The following is a 22,360-nucleotide window of genomic DNA, read 5'->3' on the forward strand; positions in this document are numbered from 1 at the left end:
GTGGTGACTGAATGGAACATAAAAAGATTTATAACGCAAAAGAACTGAAGACTCCGCATGGCCGTTTGATCATTGAAGGCCCGATTTCCCCGGAGAAACTGGCAAACTATGAATTTCATGAAGATTTGGTAGCTTTCCGTCCTCCAGCCCAGCAGCACAAGGCTTTGGTTGAAATCGCCGGACTGCCGGAGGGCCGGATCATCGTTGCCCGTTCTGGCCATATGATCGTCGGCTATGTTACTTATCTGTATCCAGACCCGCTTGAGAGATGGTCTGAGGGAAAAATGGAAGACTTGATCGAACTTGGTGCAATCGAAGTCATACCTGAATTCCGCGGAAGCGCAGTTGGCAAGAACTTGCTGATGGTCTCGATGATGGATGACGCAATGGAAGATTATATCATTATCACGACTGAGTATTATTGGCATTGGGACCTGAAAGGCACTGGCCTCAATGTATGGGAATATCGAAAAGTCATGGAGAAAATGATGAATGCCGGCGGTCTTGTCTGGTATGCGACGGATGACCCCGAAATCAGCTCCCATCCAGCAAACTGCTTGATGGCACGGATCGGGAAAAGAATCCAGCCTGAATCTGTGCAAAAATTCGATCAGCTGCGGTTCATGAACCGTTTTATGTATTAAAGTTTTCAGCTTGAAAGACACCTCATCATTCAAGGAGGAAGGAATCATGATCGTCGAGGAAATTATGAAGAAGAATGTCACGACGCTTTTTCCTGAGGATACCATTGCAGCCGCGATCAAATTGATGGCGGAAAATAAAATCCGGCATATCCCAATCGTGAATAAAAACCACGCAGTGATCGGGCTTGTATCGGATCGGGACATCAAGGACGCTGCCCCATCGGTTTTCCATTGGGACGAACATAAGGGCCAGCTTGATAATCCGGTAAAGTCCATTATGACCACAAATGTGATCACTGGGCATCCATTGGACTTTGTCGAGGAAATATCAGCGGTGTTCTATGAACATAATATCAGCTGCCTTCCAATCATCAATGACAGGAAGCTTGTGGGGATCGTGACAGAGACAGACCTGCTCCATACGCTTGTGGAACTGACAGGCGCCCACCAGCCCGGATCCCAGATTGAAGTTAAAGTCCCTAACAAAGCAGGCATGCTTTGCGAGATAGCATCCGTCATCAGCATGCGGAAAGCAAATATCCAAAGTGTCCTTGTTTACCCTGACCAAAAAGACGAGCGGTACAAAATCCTCGTCGTAAGGATTCAGACGATGAATCCCATCGCAGTAATCGAGGATTTAAAAAAAGCGGGACACCAAGTACTCTGGCCTAATCTCCCGGGTGTTTCATCATGACCGACCGCTCTGTGTTCGTCTTTTCAGACGATCTGCTGAACTACCGGTTCAGCAGCAACCATCCTTTTAACCAGATGCGGTTGAAGCTTACGCTGGATTTATTGCGTAAAATCGGGGCAATCGAGGACAGCCAGATTGTCCCGCCACGGATGGCCACGGATGAGGAACTCCATCTCGTCCATGATCCCAATTTTGTAAACGCTGTTAAGCTTGCTGGCCAGGGAAAGCTTAAAGGTGAAACCGCGGAAGGATATGGACTGGGAACAGAAGACACACCAATCTTCACCAACATGCATGAAGCAAGTGCCTTGCTCGTTGGCGGCACGCTGACTGCAGTGGACCATGTCATGTCAGGGAAAGCTGACCATGCTTTGCATCTAGGCGGCGGCCTGCATCATGGGTTCCGTGGCAAGGCTTCGGGCTTCTGTATTTACAATGACAGTTCTGTTGCAATCAAGTACCTTCAGGAAAAATACAATGCACGGGTATTATATGTCGATACCGATGCCCATCACGGTGATGGTGTGCAATGGTCATTCTATGATGACCCGAATGTTTGCACATTATCGATCCATGAAACCGGGCGCTACCTCTTCCCCGGTACAGGGAATGTGAATGAACGCGGACAAGGCAAAGGCTACGGATACTCTTTCAACATCCCGGTGGATGCTTTCACAGAGGATGAATCATGGCTAGAGGCTTATCGAAATTCATTGATTGAAGTAGTGGAATTCTTCAAGCCTGATGTCATTCTGACGCAAAATGGTGCCGATGCCCACTACCTTGATCCATTGACCCATCTGTCGGCGACGATGAAGATTTATCGGGAGATTCCCAAGCTCGCCCATGAGGTTGCCCATAAATATTGCGGCGGCAAGTGGATTGCGGTCGGCGGCGGAGGCTACGACATCTGGCGCGTGGTGCCAAGAGCCTGGTCACTGATCTGGCTCGAGATGATTGAAAACTCAAACTGTTATGGCAGTTTGCCGCAGGAATGGCTTGATGCATGGAAGGATCAGGCGCCTGTTGAATTGCCGCTTGAATGGGATGATCCAGAAAACCTATATCCGCCAATCCCGCGGAAACCTGAAATTACCGAAAAAAATGCCCAGACAGTCGAAAAAGCCTTGTATCCAATCCGCTCTAATAAAAAATCAGAAACCGTTTAAATGCAAAACCGGGTGAGTATTTCCCCGGTTTTTTTGTTTTATTGATGGGAGATATGCGGCCGGTCAAGTTCATTATCTTGAGTTGGACGAATTAATTAAAAAAGTGGTTGAATTAATTAGAAATGTGGTCGAAAAAACCGAAAATGTGGACGAATTAATTTGAAAAGTGATCGAATTAATCCAAAATGTGGTTGAATTATTTTAATTTGTAGGCTCTTAGGTTATAAGAGCAACCGTGATCTTCAATATCATAAGCCTTTGCAGTATTTTTTTAATATCGCGAGTGAATTCCTCAGAAAATGAGAGGAATTCACGTTGATTTCATTTGTTTTGCTAAAAAAAAACCCCTTGCATCTTCTGCAAGGGGTTCTGAATTATTTCGTTGAATTTCTGTTCTCGATCCTGTGTGGCAGGACTACGATGTTCTCATCCACTTTTTCTTTGTTCATGTACTTCGTCAATAAGCGCATGGCTACTGCTCCGATATCGTACAAAGGCTGGACAATCGTTGTAAGCTGCGGGCGTACCATCAATGTCAATCTTGTATTGTCCGATGCCACTACCTCGAAATCTTCTGGAACGCTGTAACCGCGGTCAAAAGCACCGTGGATGACTCCAAGTGCCATTTCATCCGACCCGACAAGGATTGCTGTTGGCTTCTTGTCGAGCTCGAGGATTCTTTCAATGGCCTCAAGGCCTGAATCATACGTATAGTCTCCTTCAACAACAAGATCTTCATTATATTGTATTCCGGCATCATTTAATGCACGCTTATAGCCTTCGAGTTTTTTATCCTTATTGATTGGCTCGATCTGTGGTCCAATTACGAATGCGATTTCTTTATGACCCTTTTCTGCAAAAGCAGAAACCGCATCGAATGTCGCCTGCTCATAATCGATATTGACCGATGGTATTTCGCCTGTTTCCTCAATCGATCCAGCGAGGACGATTGGGACAGGGGACTTTTTGAATTCCTCTACATGTTCGGCCTTAATATTGCCGCCCATGAACACAATTCCGTCCACTTGCTTGCCAAGCATGGTGTTCAGCAAGTGAAGTTCTTTCTCAATGTTCTGGTCAGAGTTGCTCAAGATAATATTGTATTTGTACATTGTAGCAATATCTTCAATGCCCCTCGCAAGCTCTGCAAAAAATGGGCTCGCAATGTCGGGAATGATCACACCGACAGTTGTCGTCTTTTTGCTTGCCAGTCCCCGGGCAACGGCATTCGGACGGTAGCCGAGACGGTCAATGACCTCCATGACCTTCTTCCTTGTAGCTGGCTTAACATTCGGGTTTCCATTGACAACACGTGAAACCGTTGCCATTGAAACGTTCGCTTCCCGTGCAACATCATATATTGTAATATTCATCTAATTCACTCCTTCAGGTAATAAACGGCACTTTTTGCTTAGTTTACAGCAAAAATTGCAACAATAATCATTTTTTAAGTTTGTGATTATATGTACAAGTTTAATTATGTTATTAATCATACGATATCCACACCAATCCCGCAATCTGAACAGCTTAATTTTATGTATTTTTATATCGTTCTTTTCGGCAGTTTTCTTTTTAAGTTACCCCTGTTTGGTCAATAAAAAAACCTTCCTCTAAAGAAAGGAAGGCTTCAAAACTTTATATCCTCACGAATGGAGTGGATTTCAATCCCTCCAAAAATTCATCAAACTGTTTAAGGTCCATCTGCTGTGCATTGTCGGACAATGCGACTGCTGGATCTGGATGCACCTCTGCCATGACGCCATCTGCTCCGATAGCCAGTGCAGCTTTGGCTGCCGGCAGCAATAGATCCCTTCTGCCTGTTGAATGGGTAACGTCTACCATGACCGGAAGATGTGTTTCCTTTTTCAGGATTGGCACTGCAGAAATATCAAGTGTGTTCCGGGTCGCTTTTTCATATGTCCGGATCCCGCGCTCGCAAAGAATGATCTGGCCATTTCCCTGCGCCATGATGTATTCAGCTGCATTGATGAATTCTTCAATCGTAGCGGCAAGTCCACGCTTCAACAGGATAGGCTTATTCACTGCCCCTGCAGCTTTAAGAAGTTCGAAGTTTTGCATATTGCGGGCACCGATCTGAATGACGTCCAGATAGTCCACGGCTATTTCTATGTCCGCAGGTGTAACGATTTCACTGATAACACCAAGATCATACTCATCAGCAACCCTTTTTAAAATCTTCAGGCCTTCGACACCTAGACCCTGGAAGTCATAAGGTGAAGTCCTTGGTTTGAAAGCTCCGCCGCGAAGCAGTTTGAAACCTTTCGCTTTAACCGCTTCCGCCACTGTGGCTACTTGTTCATATGATTCAACTGAACATGGGCCGAAAACAAAATCCGGGGTGCCGTCGCCGATTTTCAATCCCTTAATATCGATGATCGTATCATCAGGCTTTTTCTTCCTGGAAACAAGAAGAGCTTTTCGGTGGTCATCTGATTGAAGCTCGAGTCCCGCTTTGAAGATTTCTTTGAAGATGTGTTCAATAGTTGAATTTTCAAAAGGACCGTTATTGCTTTCCTTGATCAGATCGAGCATTTCCCTTTCACGAACAGGATCATAACGATAGACACCCTGTGTTTCTTTTGCACGGCCAATTTCCTGGACGAGCAGGGCTCTTTCATTGATTAATGAGAGAAGCTCTAAATTCAATTCATCCACACGATTTCTAAGCTGGTCAAGATTTTTTGTCATTTTCTGTCCCGTCCTTTCGAAATTCATTTTAGCCCTAACTATAAGAATCATCAAGCATGCCAGGCTTAAACCGTAAAATCAACCTGAATCTTCTTTATAGCAATAGAGTTGTATGATACATTTTTTTAAAGGGCCGGCTTTCTGAAGCCCTTCCCTAAAGCATAGGCATCTCATAACCGATAATAGTAGGAGAGCCTTATGTAAAAAAGACCTCTGAATTACCGATGGCTGAAGCTGTACAATTTAATAAAGGTAATTATATCTGAAAAAAATTTAGTTGTCACGCATTTTTCTTTAATAATTAAACGCTTTTAAGCGATAAAGCATCATATGAGACTTTAAGTTAGAGGGTGCACGAATTTGCATGTAAATAATAAACTCTTTGCGTTAGATATCGGGACGCGTTCCGTCGTCGGAATCATCCTCGAAGAATCTGATGGACATTATGAAGCAATTGAAATCGTTATCCGTGAACATAAGGATCGATCAATGCTTGACGGACAGATCCACGACGTACTTTCCGTATCTAGCATCATCCAGGAAATCAAAGAAGAATTGGAGGTTTCACATGGCCCGTTGACAAAGGTCTGTGTGGCTGCTGCCGGCCGTGCGCTTAAAACGGAACGTTCAAAAGCAGTCGTTGATATTAGCGGCAAGCCAATGTTTTCAAAACAAGATATCCTCCATCTTGAACTCAGCGCCGTCCAGCATGCACAGGCTGCCGTCGCTGGGGAAAAAAGCAATGAATTGAGTCATCACTATTATTGTGTCGGATACTCTGTACTTTATTACCAGCTGGATGGAGAAGTGATTGGAAGCCTGATCGATCAGCGCGGATCCGAGGCATCTGTTGAAATCATCGCAACCTTTTTGCCAAAAGTCGTGGTGGAGTCACTGCTCGCCGCTTTGGACCGGGCTGGCCTGGAAATGGATGCCCTGACACTTGAACCGATTGCCGCAATCAATGTATTGATCCCTGCATCAATGAGAAGATTGAATGTGGCCCTCGTCGATATCGGTGCCGGAACGTCCGATATCGCACTCACGGATTCAGGGACAGTGATCGCCTATGGAATGGTGCCTGTTGCTGGAGATGAAATCACAGAAGCCGTGAGCGATGAATTCCTGCTTGACTTCCCTCTTGCTGAAAAAGCAAAACGGGAGCTGCTCGAAAATGAATCTATTACCATCACCGATATACTTGGATTCGAGACGGTTGTCAGCAAAACGGAAGCGATCGAGAGGATCACTCCTGCAATTGACCGCCTGGCAGGAACCATTGGTGATGAAATCCTGAGATTGAATAACGATAAATCTCCTAAAGCAATCATGCTTGTCGGGGGTGGAAGCCTTACACCTGATTTGACCAGGAGGCTTGCCGACAAACTGAACCTGCCTGAAAACAGGGTTGCCATCCGGGGTCTTGATGCCATTTCATCTGTTTCATTTGCAAGCCATATCGCGAAAGGCCCCGAACTTGTCACGCCAATCGGAATCGCGATCGCAGCAAAGCAATCCCCTGTCCAGTATCATACGGTATACGTGAATGGACAGCCGGTGAGGCTTTTCGAAGTCAATAAATTGACGGTGGGAGACTGTCTGCTCGCCGCAGGCATCAAAATGAATAAGCTATATGGCAAGCCTGGACTAGCGATGATCGTCAGCCTGAATGGCAAGAATGTCACCATTCCGGGCAAACATGGGCAGCCCCCTGTATTACTTAAAAATGGTTCACCTTGTACGTTTGATGACCAGGTGGATAGAGGAGACCAGCTGACTGTCGTGAAGGGCGAGGACGGAGTCAGACCTGAATTGGCACTTCAAGACTTGATTGGAGAGCTTCCTGCAAAAACCATTATCATCAATGGTCACAGGTATGAAATAAGCTCCAAATTGACCTGCAATGGCCTTCCTGTCCCGATTTCACTTTCACAGCAAGTGGCAGACAGGGACGAAATCTCCTTTATGATGGCAGAGACGATCGAAGACGCATTGAAGGAGCTCAAGCAGGCAGAAATGCTGATGGATACACGCCCATTTTATATCAAGATTGACGGGACAGAACAAAAAATCACGGAGTTCACGGGAAGAATCTTTGTGAATGATAGGCAAGCGAGTCTTCATAACAAATTTGACCACCTGGATAACATCCGTTTTGAAAAGGGGACAGAACCGACACTTAGGAGACTTTCAGAGGTTCTTGGCATTAAATCCACGGAAACTATGACGATCATCTTCAATGGGCAGGAAATTCAGCTTGAGCACCTAGTACTTGAGTTCTTCAGAGATGGCGTCAAACTCGGGATGGATGAGAGAATCTATAACGGTGACCAGATCACCACTAAACAAAAAGAAGCGCAGCCATTCATTTTCCAGGATGTTTTCAATTTTGCCCAGATAGAAATCCCTAAAGAGAGCCGCGGATTCACGTTGTTGAAAAACGGTGAAAAAGCAGCGTTTGATGATTGCCTTGCACCAGGAGACGAACTGAACATCTCCTTTGAAAATCCGATTAGCATAAAGTAAAAAAACATCCATCCGGATGTTTTTTTATGGCTCTTTTCTCAGACTTTGTTGCTATTGGCTACAAAATAGGATTGAATTACCTAAGATGGTTCACATTATGCACGACTCTTATGAGAAAAGAGCTTGCAAACTTAGTACCGACAAACACAATGGCTATTATCACTTTAAAATCGGCTTTAGGATTTTAACAACAATCTTTACGAAAACAGTCTTTTTTACTTTACATTCTCTTCTTTTGCCGCAGCCATTGATTTTGCTGTGATTTTGAAATGGGAAGCATGCCATGCCACATCGGAATTAACAAACAGAATGGCCTGGGGCGATTCATGCTTGACATGGAATTTCTCAGCAATATGGTTTGATAGATCGCGTGAATCCTGGACAGTTAAATAATATAATTGGTCTGAGCTGTTTTTTTCGAACTTGGCAAACTCATCATATCCAGCTGCACTGATCGGGCAGGTTGTGCTGTGTTTCAGCATGAAGAACGTTTCACCAGCATCGACAATCTTGTCGAATTCTTCGATGGAATTAATCCTTTGCATCCTACTCTCTCCTTTTTCATGGCTCTGATCGCTTCATTTTTCATTCCCAATTAATCTTTTCAGAGAATTTTTTTAAGCGAAAAAAGCCCTTTAAATAAATATAAACGGTGAAGTAATCTTACCACTTCACCGTTTACAAGACAAACTTACTGATTCAGTTTGTTTTCTGTTTCATCAAAAGCCTTTTGTGTTTCTTCAAGCTTTTTCTGGATTTCTTCACCAGTGGCAGTATGCGTATGATCCATTGAGCTTGTCTCAGCCATGGAAGTTGGCACTTCCTGCAGCTGGTCCTCCTCGGAAACGGAAGAAGTTGTACCATTTTGGTTCTTCATATCCTTCACCTTGCTCACGAGATTAGAAGATTGCTGTGTGACAGTCTCCTTCAGGCCGCTTGCCTTTTCCTTCGCTACAGAAGCAAGGTCAACGCTTTTGTTTTTAAGAGTAGAAGATTGCTCATTGAGCGATCCTCTTAACTCTTTCCCAGACTTGGGAGCAAGCAATAATGCGGCGAGTGCCCCTGCAAGTCCTCCAACAATCGCACCAGTGACAAAATCCCTGGAATTACTGTTATTACTGTTATTGTCCCTCATTGATCCATTTACATCATATTGGCTCTGTTCCCTGTTCATTCTATCTCCACCTTTCATTTAATACCGGACACGTTCTCTTTGCCTCGCTACCATCTCTTCACCTTCCATTTGATGGTCAATGCGAGCTGTTTTTTTTGACTGCCACTTATCCTTCAATTCAAGGAACACATTGCTCCACTGGACAACCTGTGAAATCTTGTCCTTATTCCTGTCAATCTGAACGTCAACCATAGTTTGGACATTATGAATCGATTGGTTGAATCTCTGAACAGAATTTCCTACATCCTTCACAGCATTAATGACACCGTTCAAGCTCTCAGATTTTCTTGAAATATCGTCAGCCAAATTGTTAGTCTTGTGCAGAAGCTCCGTTGTTTCACGAGTCACGCCATCCAACTGCTTCTCCAGGCCGTCAAGCGTACCTGACACACTGTCTAACGTTGTTTGCAAAGATTTTAGAGTTTTGGATAATGAAACTACCAAAACTAAGAATGCGATTGCTATTACTGCAACACTTAAATACAAAATAATTTCCACTGTTGAACACCTCCGTTAGCATATGTACATTTTACCCAGCATAAGGCGACGTAAACCACCTTGTCCATTAACTATTTCAATAGACACAGCCCCTTTTCCTTCCTCCTTTAGAATATCTTTCTTACACAGAAAATTCCAGCAGATAGATTGGATTTCTAGGTTTGGAACGGAAGATTACGATTGAGGATTTTGATTTCATGGAGCTTTAATAGAACTAACTGGCATACGGTCTTTGAACTCGAAGCTGATTTTGACAGCTTTTTTACTTTTCCAGGTCAACCTTTCAAGATTCCGCGTCTATTTTGACAGCTTTTCCACTCCACTGCTCATCCTGTCAAAATCCCAAGCTATTCTTGACACCATCCCCTTCCACTGCCCATCCTGTCAAAAGTCTTAAAAGGAAAACAGTACAAATTTCGGTGTTTCGGTTACAATATGATTATGTGTTTATATTTACATACTTAGGAGTGATTCATTTGAAAGACCCACGTATTCAAACACTTGCGAAAAACCTGATCAATTACTCTGTCAAGCTTCAAAAAGGAGAAAAGGTCCTGATCGAGAACTTCGGGCTTCAGCGTGAGCTAGTTACCGCATTGGTAAAAGAAGCCTACGAGGCTGGCGGATATCCGTTCGTATCCTTGAAGGACCACCAGGTTGACCGTGCGCTGCTTATGGGTGCACAGCAGGAGCAATTCGACATGATCGCGGACTTCGAAGCCAATGTGATGAGCAAAATGGATGCCTACATCGGGCTTCGTTCCGGTGATAACATCAACGAACATGCTGATGTCCCTGCGGACAAAATGAAAATCCATGGCGGTACAATCGGCAAAAAAGTCCATCGGGACATTCGTGTTCCTAAAACGAAATGGGTTGTCCTTCGCTACCCGAACTCAGCAATGGCACAGCTTGCTAAAATGAGCACCGAAGCTTTCGAAGATTTCTATTTCGATGTCTGCAACCTTGATTATGGCAAAATGGACAAGGCAATGGACAGCCTGGCTGATTTGATGAACCGCACAGACAAAGTAAGAATCACTGGACCAGGAACAGACCTGACTTTCTCCATCAAGGATATTCCGGCGGTCAAATGTGCAGGTGAGCTGAACATCCCAGATGGCGAGGTTTATACAGCTCCTGTCCGCGATTCGGTCAATGGAGTGATTACATACAATACTCCTTCTCCATACCAGGGATTCACGTTTGAAAATGTGAAGCTGACCTTCAAGGATGGGAAAATCGTCGAGGCAACAGCGAATGACTCAGAACGCATCAACAAGATTTTCGATACCGATGAAGGAGCAAGGTATGTTGGAGAATTCGCGATTGGCGTGAATCCATATATCCTTCACCCAATGCAGGACATCCTGTTCGATGAAAAAATCGACGGAAGCTTCCACTTCACACCTGGACAATGCTATGACGATGCATTCAATGGCAACCATTCCAACATTCACTGGGATATGGTCAATATCCAGCGCCCAGATTATGGCGGCGGAGAAATTTACTTCGATGATGTCCTGGTCCGAAAAGACGGAGTGTTTGTCATTCCGGAACTGGAAGGCTTGAACCCCGAAAATTTAAAATAACACCAAAAAAGGATGCGGCTCACTTGGCCGCATCCTTTTTAGTATCAGTAAGTATTAATTTTTTCATTTGAGAATTGTCCAGCTCTAGCGCCTTGCTCCTCGAGACGCTACGGTCCTGCCAATGAAGTCAAGGAACGACTTCACTGTCAAGCCCTCCAGCGCTTGTCGAAGCTGACCAAGGCGCTTACGCTTTTCGTTTACACTTGCAATTGTTTTTCATATGCTTCCTGGAACTTCTGGATATCTCCTGCACCCATGAACAGGATAACTCCGTTGCCGTGCTCCTTCAGCAAGGTTGTATCATCTTCAGTGATGATTTCTGCATCATCGATTTTTTCTTTCAGATCAGTGATCGAGAGTTTGCCGTGAATCTCACGGGCAGACCCGAAGATTTCGCATAGATATACCTTATCAGCCTTGTTCAGGCTTTCGGCAAACTCATTCAGGAATGCCTGGGTCCGTGTAAAGGTATGCGGCTGGAATACAGCGACGATTTCACGATCCGGATACTTTTGCTTTGCCGCATCGATGGTTGCTTTGATTTCTGTTGGATGGTGTGCGTAATCATCAATGATGATCTGGTCTGCAACCTTCTTCTCAGAGAATCTTCTTTTAACTCCTTCAAACGTTTCAAGCTGTGCCTGGATGACTTTCGAATCGATATTCTCATAATGGCATAATGCAATGACCCCGAGTGAGTTCAGCACATTATGGTCTCCGAATGCCGGTATCGAGAACGAATCATAGAACGTATTCCGGACAAAGACATCAAAGGTAGTCCCACTTGTGGATTTAATGATATTTCGAGCCTGGAAATCATTTTCCTCCCCGAAGCCATAAAATACGACTGGCACCTTTGCCTGGATTTTTTGAAGCTGTTCATCGTCCCCACATGCGAATATACCCTTTTTAACCTGCCATGACATCTCCTGGAAAGCTGAGAAGACATCCTCGATATTGGCGAAGTAATCCGGGTGGTCGAAATCGATATTCGTCATGATGGCGTAATCAGGGAAATAGGAAAGGAAATGGCGGCGATATTCGCAGGCTTCGAATACAAAGTATTGAGCATCCTTGTCACCTTTCCCGGTTCCATCGCCAATAAGGAAGGAAGTAGGCTTTGCCCCCCTCATCACATGCGCAAGCAAACCTGTAGTCGAGGTCTTGCCATGTGCCCCTGTAACCGCCACGCTCGTAAAGTTCTGCATGAAATCACCAAGGAAGCGGTGGTACCTGATGATAGGAAGGCCCAGTTTCATTCCTTCCTGAATTTCTTCATGGGTATCCGGATAGGCATTGCCGGCAATGATTGTCATCCCAGGCTGTATATTATCCTTATTGAACGGAAGGATCTTTATTCCAGATTTCTCAAGGGCCACCTGGGTAAAAAAGTGCTTGTCATAATCGGAGCCCTGCACCTGATAATCCATATCATGGAGAACTTGAGCCAAAGCACTCATTCCAGACCCCTTTATACCTACAAAATGGTAAATAGTCATATAAAGAACCTCCAACAACGTCTGTATGTAACACAGTATATGACAGATATCCTGTTTTGCTCATTTGGCCGTCTCTATATGAAACTGTTGCCGCAAAACTTGATTTCATCCATCTTATCTCTCATGTATTGAATCATTATAACATCATTACTGTATTTAACACAGTTTCATTCTTATTTCAAAATCATTATAGAATTCTTAATCATGGATAAATGTATATTTTCCCTTAATGGGTATCTGTTAAACTTTCCATATCTTTTCGAATTCAACTTTTTCAAGACGAGGGTTGGGCCTGAACTTTCTCCCTGATTTCGCCTGGTGTTTCCCATTCAGCATCACATTATCTCCGGTAAAACCAATCTTCAATTTCAAGAGGCTGCCGCCGACTCCATACATGTCGACTGGAACATGATGCTTTTCAAACTCAAGAATCCTTTTTTCGCTGAAGCCGCCGCTCACGACAATTTTCACATGATGGAACCCTTCATCATCAAGGGCTTTTCTTAATGCAAAAATCAATTCAGCATTCACGCCTCGGGGATCGAAAGTTCCAAGCAGGTGCTGGTTGCGGAGGAAATACTGGTCGATCATCGTACGGGATGTGTCAACCCTTACTCCCTTTAGCTTTTCCCCGAATTCCCTCGCGACTTTCAATGAATCTGTAATCGCGTCATTATTATAATCCACCAGCGCAATCAAATCATCATGCGGAAAAGTTTCATGATAGGCCTTTGTTGCTGCCACAATGTCACCGTCGAACATCTGGATCAAAGCATGAGGCATCGTTCCCATACCGTGCTTGCCCCACCATTCGTTCATCGCGTGTGTTGCCTGGGCTGTGGCTCCTCCGATATAGGCAGCATACCCATCTCCAGCCTGTGTCGTATAATGATCGTCACGGTCGCCCATGAAGATCACTGGTTTTTGCTTGCCGGAATAGCTTGCGGCCTTGACGACATTATAAACATTCGTTGCCACAGAGGTCCTTCTGGCCAGGATGCCGTCAATGATTCCTTCCAGATACCCGAAACTCTGGTAAGGACCGGTAATGGTCAGGACCGTTTCGAATGGAGAAATCTTATCTCCATCCTTCAGCGAGTAAATCTCGAGTTCCTCAGGACGGTCGGCAAACGTTTTTACCAGGGCGATTACTTCATCTGTTCCGCAAAGGACTGCCTCATCCTTCTGAAAAAATTGCATGGTGATGATATTGTCTTCATGGTATTTCTTCACTAGCTCTTGAGTCTTGAGAAAATACACGGCTGAAAACCAGCCATCCCGGATCCTTTCATCAAACTTGAATGTATGATTGGTCAGGCGGCTGATTTTCCCCTGCATTTTCAATTCAATTTCCTTCATCCAAAAAGCTCCTTCAATAACAACCCAACTTCTATAATCAGTTATTCCTTATTATAAGTACATGCTAATAAAGAATACCATTTATTAATTGAATGTACTAGTTTCCTGGAGAGACTCGAGGTCCGCAGCCGTTATAAGGACGTCCCTAGGCTTGCTTCCCTTTCCTTCGGAGATGAATCCCTGCTGTTCCATCATCTCAATCAGTCTCGCTGCGCGGTTATAGCCGATCTTGAAACGGCGCTGCACGCTTGAAGTAGAAGCGCCTCCCTGGTCAATGACAAATTCACAGGCTTCATAAAAAAGCTCATCTTCGTCTTCGGTCACCTGGGCTTTTTTCAGCAGTTCTTCCTGTTCAAACAGGTATTGTGGATCCCTCTGCTCCCTGACAAATGCAACAATGTCATCAATCTCATTATCCGTTACGAATGTGCCCTGCAGACGAAATGGCTTTGATGAACCATTTTCAAGGAACAGCATATCCCCGCGGCCAAGCAGCTTTTCTGCCCCGCTGATATCAATGATCGTCCTTGAGTCCACCTGTGAGGAAACAGAGAACGCTATTCTTGTAGGGACATTCGCTTTAATCAGGCCTGTAATGACGTCGACGGATGGCCGCTGTGTCGCAATGATCAAGTGGATACCGCAGGCACGCGCTTTTTGGGCAATACGGCAGATTGCTTCCTCGACATCGCCTGGTGCCATCATCATCAAATCTGCCAGCTCGTCGATGACAATGACGATATATGGCAGCTTATCAGAAAACCTTCGATGCTTCTCGGCAAGTTCATTGAACCTGCTGATATCGCGGACACCTGTATGTGCGAACAATTCGTAACGGCGTTCCATTTCCTCAACTGCCCACTTGAGCGAGGCTGTCGCTGCCTTTACATCAGTGATGACCGGACTTACCAGGTGAGGAATTCGGTTATATGGTGCCAGTTCAACCATTTTTGGGTCAATCAGCAGCAGCTTCACCTCATCTGGATGGGCTTTATAAAGCAGGCTGACCAGCATCGTGTTGATGCAGACACTTTTTCCTGATCCAGTCGCACCGGCAATCAGTCCGTGCGGCATCTTCTTCAGATCAGTCACAATCGGATTTCCGGCAATATCCAGTCCCAACGCTACCGATAAAGGAGACTCAATGTCCATGAACCCTGCAGACTGTAAAATTTCACTCAATAATACCGGCCTGCTCGAATGGTTCGGCACCTCTATCCCGATCGTGTGCTTTCCAGGGATCGGCGCTTCAATCCGGATATCCTTCGCTGCGAGGCTCAGCTTGATATCATCTGACAGGTTGGTAATTTTATTGACCTTCACACCAGGTTCAGGCTGGACCTCAAATCGGGTTACAGAAGGGCCCTGAGTCACATTGACCACTCTTGCGCCGACATTGAAGTTCCTCAACGTTTCATTGAGCATATGTTCCTGTTCTGCCAGCCATTCCGGATCCGGAGCCTTGAACACAGGGGGATTCAACAAATCAAGCGGCGGGAAATCATATACCGCTGCCGGATGGATTTCAGAAGAATCATCCTTTTTACTTCCTTCTTGTTCATTCCCCATTACCGGAGATGGTGCCAACTCTTCAGCCGGCTGGCTTATTGGCTGCACCTTTTCTACATCCGCTACTGGTTCGCCATTCAATTTCTCCTGTGCTGCTGGTTGTGCTTCACGTTCGAGTGACTGGACATCAGTATTTGCTTCTGCTGGCGGATTGGCCGGCATGACAATATTTGGAGAATCAGTGACAGCTGATGAAGAATCCTCAGTTACTGTTCTTTCATGGGTTTCCTTCATGCCTTCACTTGGCTGCTGTTGCCCATCTGCTCTTCTCCCATCTGTCATGAAAGAAGGATATTTAGACATATTGCGTGCTTCCCATTTTCTTTTATCCTGCTTAAGCATGAGGACATTGAAAGGAAGCTGCCTTTTTGGTTCTGCCGGTTTTCCCTCTTCCTTCTCGACGCCTTGATCCGTATCAGACTCTTCAAATGAGTTTTCAGGCAAATGAAGATCCTCAGCTTCAGTAGGCTGGACTATCTCTGTATAAGATACCGTCTCTTCGGCTGCGATTGGCTGGGAATCATCCTCTGCGATGGTTGGGTGAGCCTCCATCTCGACAGCATCTTCCATTGATGGAGCGCCCATTTCTATCGGTTCCTGTACTTTACCCGCTTCTGCTTGAGGAACGAATATCTCTGCATCCTCACGAACATCTGCTGACTCCGGCTCGTTTTGACGAGGAACAAAAACATCTGTATCTTCTTCAAACTCTGCCAACTTTGGCTCGCTTTGACGAGGAATCAATACTTCTGTAATTTCATCGATCTCCACAGATTCAGCCTGGCTTTTGACATCTTCTTCTAATTTATCGCCATATACCAGACCATTTCCAGAAACCTGATTATCGTTCACTTCACCGTGAAGAATTACATCGAGTGCTTCGGCTTCCAGATTGAATTGTTCAATTTCATCCTCTATTTCAGCTGCCTCAAGGTCCTGGGTTTCTGCAAGATCATCTTCTATGTATCGATCCTGTTCCAGATCTGGCTGTTCTGGCAGACTTTCCTTTTGCACTTCAATCTGAGTGGACTGTTGCTGCGCTATTTCATTTTGCATCTCAACATGAACAGGCTGCTGCTGCGCTATTTCGTTTTGCATCCCAATATGAACAGGCTGTTGCTGCACTATTTCGTTTTGCATCGGATTCTGAATAGACTGTTGCTGCACTATTTCATTCTGCATTCCATTTTGAACAGGCTGTTGCTTCACTATTTCATTCTGCTTTTCCAACTGTTCTGGCCGTTCTCCCTGAACCGGCTCTTTATGGATTAAATCGATATCCCTTCGAACAGGTCTTGTTCCCTTGTTTTCCTGAGGCTTTTCAAACCCGGTCAATTCAAACTCTACATCTTCCAGGCTCTTTTGATTCTGGTCTTTTCTGGGCGGCCTGTTGAATGCATAGATTGGTGAAGGAATCTCCGTCGGCTTGAATGGCTGTGTGAATTTCGGCCCGCTGTCTTTTCTCGGCTCATAGCGGAATTTCGAAGCAGGTTCCTCATGTCTTACAGGCTTGACCGGTTCCTTCATTTTCCCCGCTCTTGCTGTTCTGTCTTTGTCTTTAGTATTCACTACAGCTTTGCGCCGCGGTTTCGGGTTGGAGTCCATCTGCGTGATGCTGTCACCTTTAAAGCTGATCGAGCCTTTTTCATTGATAAATGGCTTTATTTCTTCAGCAGGACTAACCCTTTCTTTCCGTTCTTTTCTCGGATTCTCATTCCCTGGCTGGCCATCAGGAATCAAAGGGAACCTGAACTGCCCCTTTGGATACTGGTATAATACCTTTGCTTCAAGATCTTTCTTTTCGGAGCGCTCTTGTTTAGTTAGTTTTTGGACTGGCTGCTCTCTCTCAATATCTTCAAATTCATCATCATCATTTTGGAACATCGTAAAAATTTTTTTAATCCAACTCAATTTAAATCACTCTTTCTTTCGCATTTCATTCTTTATTTTAACAGTAATTCAATATTTTTCGAGATAAATTGAAAGAATGAGCATTTTTTACGAGAAGAATTCTTCAGTAAGAATCAACTTTAGGCTCAGATATTTACAAAACCTTACATCATAAGGACATAAAGGAAAAAAGCCCGGATTATCGGGCTTTCATCTCTTGTCGGTGCTATTCCTTTTTTGTTTTGCCCAAGATGAAGATTGGCTCCAATTCTCCGTCTTCATATAAGAAGCTTAAGGCTGTGATTGGCACCCTTCCACTCGCAAAAAAGCTCATTGTCATCTGGGCCAGGATATCATAGCCTGTGTTGTTTTCCACATCAACAATGATCAGGACATCTTGATGGGGAACGGCTATAGCCATGGTCCCCTTCATTCTTTTCTTCATTTCATTCAAAAAGCTCGTATTCAGGATGCGGCTCGCATCATAGCCATCATTGGTATTGAGGAAGTAAAAGGTGTTATCGGCCACACGGTCCTCTTTCAGTTTGACGGAAAGCGAACGGACATTGAACAAAGCCGTCTCCCGGACCTGTTCAGCTGACCATCCTTCTTTTTTCAAAAGCTTCGAATCAATCAGCCTGTATGTAGTGCCTAAATCCAAAGCATAATAAATTCTGGTTTCAGCGGTATGGTCATCATAAAGGAAAGGAACCCCTTCCTCTGCTTCTGACGGAAATGATGTCGAGCGGATGACAGGGAAAATGTTCTTTTCCTTGCCAGACAGCTCAAGCTGGCTCTCCATTGCACCCAAGCCTTCTGAAACATAATAAACAACCTCATCAATTGCCTTTTCTTTCTGGTCCTGCCACTTGGCGACAATTCCTGGAAGGGCAATCGTGATCCCTCGCCCAGTATGTTTATTTTCGATCCTTAATGTGTCCTTTTCCCGGTCATAGGAAAAAGTCCGGTCAGGATGCTGCAGGCGGTTCTCAAGTTCTTTACGCATTTTTCTGCTGTCCATTGCTGGGATCCCTCCATTTCTCAAGGAGTTTCTGCAACTCATTTTACATGAAATTTCCCTCCACCTCAAAAGATGGAGGGAAAGAATTAAGCGAGGCCTTCAATAAAGTTTTCGATTTCAGCCTGTGTCTTTCTGTTCTTGCTGACAAATCGGCCAAGTTCTTTGCCATTTTCAAACGCGACAAAGCTTGGGATTCCAAAGACATCCATTTGGATGCAAAGATCTATGAAATCATCACGATCGACTGAGACAAATTCATACTCGCTGTACTTGCTTTCAATGTCAGGCAAAACCGGCTCGATCACACGGCAGTCAGGGCACCAGCCCGCAGTGAATAAAAATATATGTTTTCCATCGTTTTTCAACGTTTCGAATTGTTCCATTGACTCCAAAGTTTTCATAGTGGTACCTCCCGATTAAATCTCCATTTACTTTTCTTATTGTACCCATGCATGATAAAAAAAGAAACTAATCTGATTACGCACCGGGACTTTTACCTGGATCAGCAAACCCTGGCCCTACTTGGGAAAATACGAAAAACTGTCTGAACTTAGCTCTACTTCGGACAGCTTTAGCGGGAAAAGACGAAAAGCTGTCTGAACTTGGCTCTACTTCGGACAGCTTTGGCGGGAAAACACGAAAAACTGTCAGAACTTAGCTCTACTTCGGACAGCTTTGGCGGGAAAAGACGAAAAGGTGTCTGAACTTAGCCTTACTTCGGACAGCTTTGGCGGGAAAAGACAAAAAGCTGTCTGAACTTGGCTCTACTTCGGACAGCTTTGGCACGATAATACAAAAAGCTGTCTGAACTCGGCTCTACTTCGGACAGCTTTTGCGCGAAAATACATAAAGCTGTCTGAACTCGTCCCTACTTCGGACAGCTTTTGCGCGAAAATACGAAAAGCTGTCTGAACCTAGCTCTACTTCGGACAGCTTTGGCGGGAAATTNCAAAAAGCTGTCTGAACTTGGCTCTACTTCGGACAGCTTTGGCACGATAATACAAAAAGCTGTCTGAACCTGCCCTTACTTCGGACAACGTTTGTGAGAATATACAAAAAGCTGTCTGAACTTAGCCTTACTTCGGACAGCTTTTGCGCGAAAATACATAAAGCTGTCTGAACTCGTCCCTACTTCGGACAGCTTTGGCGGGAAAAGACGAAAAGCTGTCTGAACTTAGCCTTACTTCGGACAGCTTTGGCGGGAAAAGACAAAAAGCTGTCTGAACTTGGCTCTACTTCGGACAGCTTTNGCGCGAAAATACAAAAAGCTGTCTGAACTTAGCCCTACTTTGGACAGCTTTGGNGGAAAANNACAAAAANCTGTCTGAACTTAGCCCTACTTCGGACAGCTCTGGTGGGAAAACACAAAAACCTGTCTGAACTTAGCCCTACTTCGGACAGCTCTCTCACGAAAAAAAACAAAAAGCTGTCTGAACTTAAATTAGCTTCAGACAGCGTAAGATTGAGATTACTTTACTTTGACAGAATTCGCGATTTCCATCATGGCTTCTGCATCTTCTTTTACGTTTTCGGTTTCTGTGGTAAGCTTGACACCGCCGATGCCGACAATTAACTGATATTGATTTTCTTTCAGCTGCTTGACCAGCATATAGCCGAATTTGCCATTTTTACTGAATGTTTCGTTGCCGTCCCATTCTTTCTGCTGCTTGACAGTGGAGTCATAGACTACTTTACTGTCTTTTTTCTCGTGTTGGTTATAGAAAAGGATATAGGTCTTAGATCCATTTTCGAACAAGACATTATTTGGCGTTTCCTCTTCAACCTTAAAATTTGATGGCAAGTAGTAATCTATGTCTTTCGTACTATTATTCGTTTTCTCAGGCTGGCTTTCAAATGTATCGGAAACTTCTTTTTTTATTTCAGCCTTTTGTTCCGAATACGAGGCAGAACAAGCGCTCAGCAGAAATACTCCTACTATAACGAGCCCAAATGCCCTTCTGAACTTCATCATACTTTTTTCCCCCTTGCTAAGGACTTAACCACTCCGTTTCTATCATACCTTGCTTGTTTGTTAACTTACAAGGCTTCAAAAGCATTTTTTGTTGGAAATAAAGACATTTTTCAGAAATTTGTCGATAAATCTTTATTTTCAACTTATTTTTAGTTGGTTTCCAAATAAAAAGACAGCCTGTTTAGACTGTCTTATCGTTTTGCTTCGTTCTATATTCAAATTGACCTGCTAGCAGCTTCATGACATGTGTGAACATTTCGCTGCGGTTGATTTGTCCGTTTGTAAAAATCCCTACAGCTCCTTCATTTTTACTTACATTCTGTTTTTTGGCATACTCGTCCATCACGGGGCCCAGTTCGGAGCCTGCCAATAATTGCTGTGCTACTTCATCAGGGAGCGGAATCCTCGCCCCACCGGCGATAATCGGGTCCATCCCTTTCACTGCCAAAGCCCCCCAATTGCAAAGCATCAGTCCGTATGGCGTTTGCTGGACTCCGCCTTCGAGGCCGATGCCAATTTCCGCTCCCACTTTTTCGGCAGCCTCGATGGCTCTGTTGACAGCACCTTTGATGGTTTCCTCATCTGACATCGGCTGGTCGCTTACACCAGATTGTGCATCAATCGAGACAATCTCGAAAGCTGATTCTTTAAATGCTTCCTTTACTGCATTGATTTTCGCAGGATTCTTTGAGCCTACTGCCACTTTCATATACAATTCCACCTTTCATCCATGAAAAAGGAGCAGTGATCAGCTGCTCCTCATTACGAGTAAGAATATTTTTGAGTTTCGACCGTTATTTGTCTGGTAAGATTAACTATTATTTTTAATCGTTTCAACCGTTGTTTTATCAGCTGCCTTGATAAGTTTGACGAGCAATTCCTTCGCTGCCGCATAGTCATCGACATGGATCATGGATGCTGACGTATGGATATAGCGTGAGCAGATGCCAATGACCGCGCTCGGGATCCCTTGATTGGAAGTATGGACCCTGCCCGCATCGGTTCCACCCTGGGAAACGAAGTACTGGTAAGGAATATCATTTGTTTCAGCCATGTCGAGGATGAATTCCCTCATACCGCGATGCGTGACCATTGAGCGGTCTAAAATCCTCAGCAATGTTCCCTTGCCAAGTTGGCCGAATTCATTTTTATCCCCTGACATATCATTAGCCGGGCTTGCGTCTAGCGCAAAGAAAATGTCCGGGTCGATCATATTGGCAGCCGTTTGAGCGCCTCTTAGACCGACTTCCTCCTGGACAGTCGCACCGGAATACAGCATATTCGGCAATTGGATGTCCTTTGTTTCTTTTAGCAATTCGATCGCCAGGCCGCAGCCATATCGATTATCCCAGGCTTTTGCGAGAATCTTCTTCTCGTTTGCCATCGGTGTGAACGGACAGATCGGCACGATTTGCTGCCCCGGCTTGATGCCGATCCTGATGGCATCTTCCTTATCGTCTGCTCCGATATCAATCAGCATATTCTTGATTTCCATCGGTTTGTTGCGTTTTGCCTCATCCAATAGATGCGGCGGGATCGAGCCGATCACACCAGTAACCGGTCCATTGTTCGTGATGATCTGCACACGCTGAGCCAGTAGCACCTGGCTCCACCAGCCGCCAAGAGTCTGGAACCGGATCATTCCGTTTTTCGTGATCGATGTGACCATGAAACCGACTTCGTCCATATGGCCGGCGACCATGATTTTCGGTCCATCAGGATTTCCCTTCTTCACTCCGAACACACTTCCCAATTTATCCTGGATCAACTCATCAGAGTATTGTCCTAGCTGCTCGCGCATGAATTTGCGTACGGCATGCTCATTGCCTGGAGCTCCTGGCAATTCGGTTAAAGTTTTAAACAGGCTTAATGTTTGCTCGTTCATTTAACTGCTCCTTTTCACCAAAAAATTTAGTTTTGCTAAACAATATGTATATCATCCATTTTACAGAACATTCCCGATACTTGCCAGTCTTATTCCTGGCCATCCACCTATATAAGGAGTCATTAATCCTTTGCTCCTGCATACGGATTTGTTATGATG

18 protein-coding genes are annotated in these 22,360 nt (G+C 44.7%); 5 read left to right on the forward strand and 13 right to left on the reverse strand.

Going from position 1 to position 22,360, the window contains the following annotated elements:
* Positions 1-11: 11 nt before the first annotated feature.
* From ACNAZ4_RS15230 to ACNAZ4_RS15240, 3 genes are read left to right on the forward strand one after another with little or no spacing between them, the layout of a single operon-like run.
* Positions 12-644: a GNAT family N-acetyltransferase gene (locus ACNAZ4_RS15230; RefSeq protein WP_415815637.1), complete on the forward strand. Its 633-nt coding sequence runs from the start codon at positions 12-14 to the stop codon at positions 642-644.
* Between the two features lie 46 nt (positions 645-690).
* Positions 691-1,338 carry an acetoin utilization AcuB family protein gene (locus ACNAZ4_RS15235; protein WP_415815639.1) on the forward strand — a complete coding sequence of 216 codons (648 nt, stop codon included), beginning with the start codon at positions 691-693 and terminating at the stop codon, positions 1,336-1,338.
* Positions 1,335-2,507 carry an acetoin utilization protein AcuC gene (locus ACNAZ4_RS15240; RefSeq protein WP_415815641.1) on the forward strand — a complete coding sequence of 391 codons (1,173 nt, stop codon included), beginning with the start codon at positions 1,335-1,337 and terminating at the stop codon, positions 2,505-2,507. Before ACNAZ4_RS15235 ends, ACNAZ4_RS15240 begins: the two co-directional genes overlap by 4 nt.
* A gap of 374 nt (positions 2,508-2,881) precedes the next feature.
* Here ACNAZ4_RS15240 and ccpA read toward each other — a convergent pair whose 3' ends face one another.
* Positions 2,882-3,880, reverse strand: a complete 999-nt coding sequence (gene ccpA / locus ACNAZ4_RS15245) for a catabolite control protein A (protein ID WP_415815643.1) — start codon at positions 3,878-3,880, stop codon at positions 2,882-2,884.
* A gap of 262 nt (positions 3,881-4,142) precedes the next feature.
* Positions 4,143-5,216 carry a bifunctional 3-deoxy-7-phosphoheptulonate synthase/chorismate mutase gene (locus ACNAZ4_RS15250; protein WP_415815645.1) on the reverse strand — a complete coding sequence of 358 codons (1,074 nt, stop codon included), beginning with the start codon at positions 5,214-5,216 and terminating at the stop codon, positions 4,143-4,145.
* Positions 5,217-5,576: 360 nt separating this feature from the next.
* On the opposite strand from ACNAZ4_RS15250, the gene ACNAZ4_RS15255 reads away from it, so the two are divergent.
* Complete coding sequence (locus tag ACNAZ4_RS15255; protein ID WP_415815648.1) at positions 5,577-7,742, forward strand: cell division FtsA domain-containing protein; 2,166 nt, start codon at positions 5,577-5,579, stop codon at positions 7,740-7,742.
* A 215-nt stretch (positions 7,743-7,957) separates the two neighbouring features.
* Here ACNAZ4_RS15255 and ytxJ read toward each other — a convergent pair whose 3' ends face one another.
* The 3 genes from ytxJ to ACNAZ4_RS15270 form a co-directional block, all read right to left on the reverse strand.
* Positions 7,958-8,287 carry a bacillithiol system redox-active protein YtxJ gene (gene ytxJ / locus ACNAZ4_RS15260; protein ID WP_415815650.1) on the reverse strand — a complete coding sequence of 110 codons (330 nt, stop codon included), beginning with the start codon at positions 8,285-8,287 and terminating at the stop codon, positions 7,958-7,960.
* A gap of 146 nt (positions 8,288-8,433) precedes the next feature.
* A complete protein-coding gene (locus tag ACNAZ4_RS15265; protein WP_415815652.1) occupies positions 8,434-8,916 on the reverse strand; it encodes a YtxH domain-containing protein in 483 nt (160 codons plus the stop codon).
* An 18-nt stretch (positions 8,917-8,934) separates the two neighbouring features.
* A complete protein-coding gene (locus tag ACNAZ4_RS15270) occupies positions 8,935-9,414 on the reverse strand; it encodes a DUF948 domain-containing protein (protein ID WP_415815654.1) in 480 nt (159 codons plus the stop codon).
* Between the two features lie 476 nt (positions 9,415-9,890).
* On the opposite strand from ACNAZ4_RS15270, the gene ACNAZ4_RS15275 reads away from it, so the two are divergent.
* Entirely contained in the window at positions 9,891-11,006 is a 1,116-nt protein-coding gene (locus tag ACNAZ4_RS15275; protein ID WP_415815656.1) for an aminopeptidase, read from the forward strand.
* Positions 11,007-11,203: 197 nt separating this feature from the next.
* Here ACNAZ4_RS15275 and murC read toward each other — a convergent pair whose 3' ends face one another.
* The 8 genes from murC to ACNAZ4_RS15315 form a co-directional block, all read right to left on the reverse strand.
* A complete protein-coding gene (gene murC, locus ACNAZ4_RS15280; protein WP_415815658.1) occupies positions 11,204-12,505 on the reverse strand; it encodes a UDP-N-acetylmuramate--L-alanine ligase in 1,302 nt (433 codons plus the stop codon).
* Positions 12,506-12,745: 240 nt separating this feature from the next.
* Entirely contained in the window at positions 12,746-13,864 is a 1,119-nt protein-coding gene (locus ACNAZ4_RS15285; RefSeq protein ID WP_415815660.1) for a nicotinate phosphoribosyltransferase, read from the reverse strand.
* Positions 13,865-13,948: 84 nt separating this feature from the next.
* Positions 13,949-17,344, reverse strand: coding sequence for a DNA translocase FtsK (locus ACNAZ4_RS15290; protein WP_415815662.1), 3,396 nt, complete (start codon positions 17,342-17,344; stop codon positions 13,949-13,951).
* Positions 17,345-17,549: 205 nt separating this feature from the next.
* Complete coding sequence (locus ACNAZ4_RS15295) at positions 17,550-18,344, reverse strand: DUF1444 domain-containing protein (protein WP_415815664.1); 795 nt, start codon at positions 18,342-18,344, stop codon at positions 17,550-17,552.
* Between the two features lie 86 nt (positions 18,345-18,430).
* Complete coding sequence (locus ACNAZ4_RS15300; RefSeq protein ID WP_415815666.1) at positions 18,431-18,745, reverse strand: thioredoxin family protein; 315 nt, start codon at positions 18,743-18,745, stop codon at positions 18,431-18,433.
* 1,067 nt (positions 18,746-19,812) lie between these two features.
* Complete coding sequence (locus ACNAZ4_RS15305) at positions 19,813-20,316, reverse strand: hypothetical protein (RefSeq protein WP_415815668.1); 504 nt, start codon at positions 20,314-20,316, stop codon at positions 19,813-19,815.
* A 181-nt stretch (positions 20,317-20,497) separates the two neighbouring features.
* Positions 20,498-21,025, reverse strand: coding sequence for a DUF84 family protein (locus ACNAZ4_RS15310; protein WP_415815670.1), 528 nt, complete (start codon positions 21,023-21,025; stop codon positions 20,498-20,500).
* Positions 21,026-21,127: 102 nt separating this feature from the next.
* Positions 21,128-22,201 (reverse strand): M42 family metallopeptidase, encoded by a 1,074-nt coding sequence (locus tag ACNAZ4_RS15315; RefSeq protein ID WP_415815672.1) that lies wholly within the window; start codon positions 22,199-22,201, stop codon positions 21,128-21,130.
* Positions 22,202-22,360 lie beyond the last annotated feature (159 nt).

The organism is Mesobacillus thioparans, assembly GCF_965138835.1.
In the GTDB taxonomy this organism is placed as follows: Bacteria; Bacillota; Bacilli; order Bacillales; family Cytobacillaceae; genus Mesobacillus; species Mesobacillus thioparans.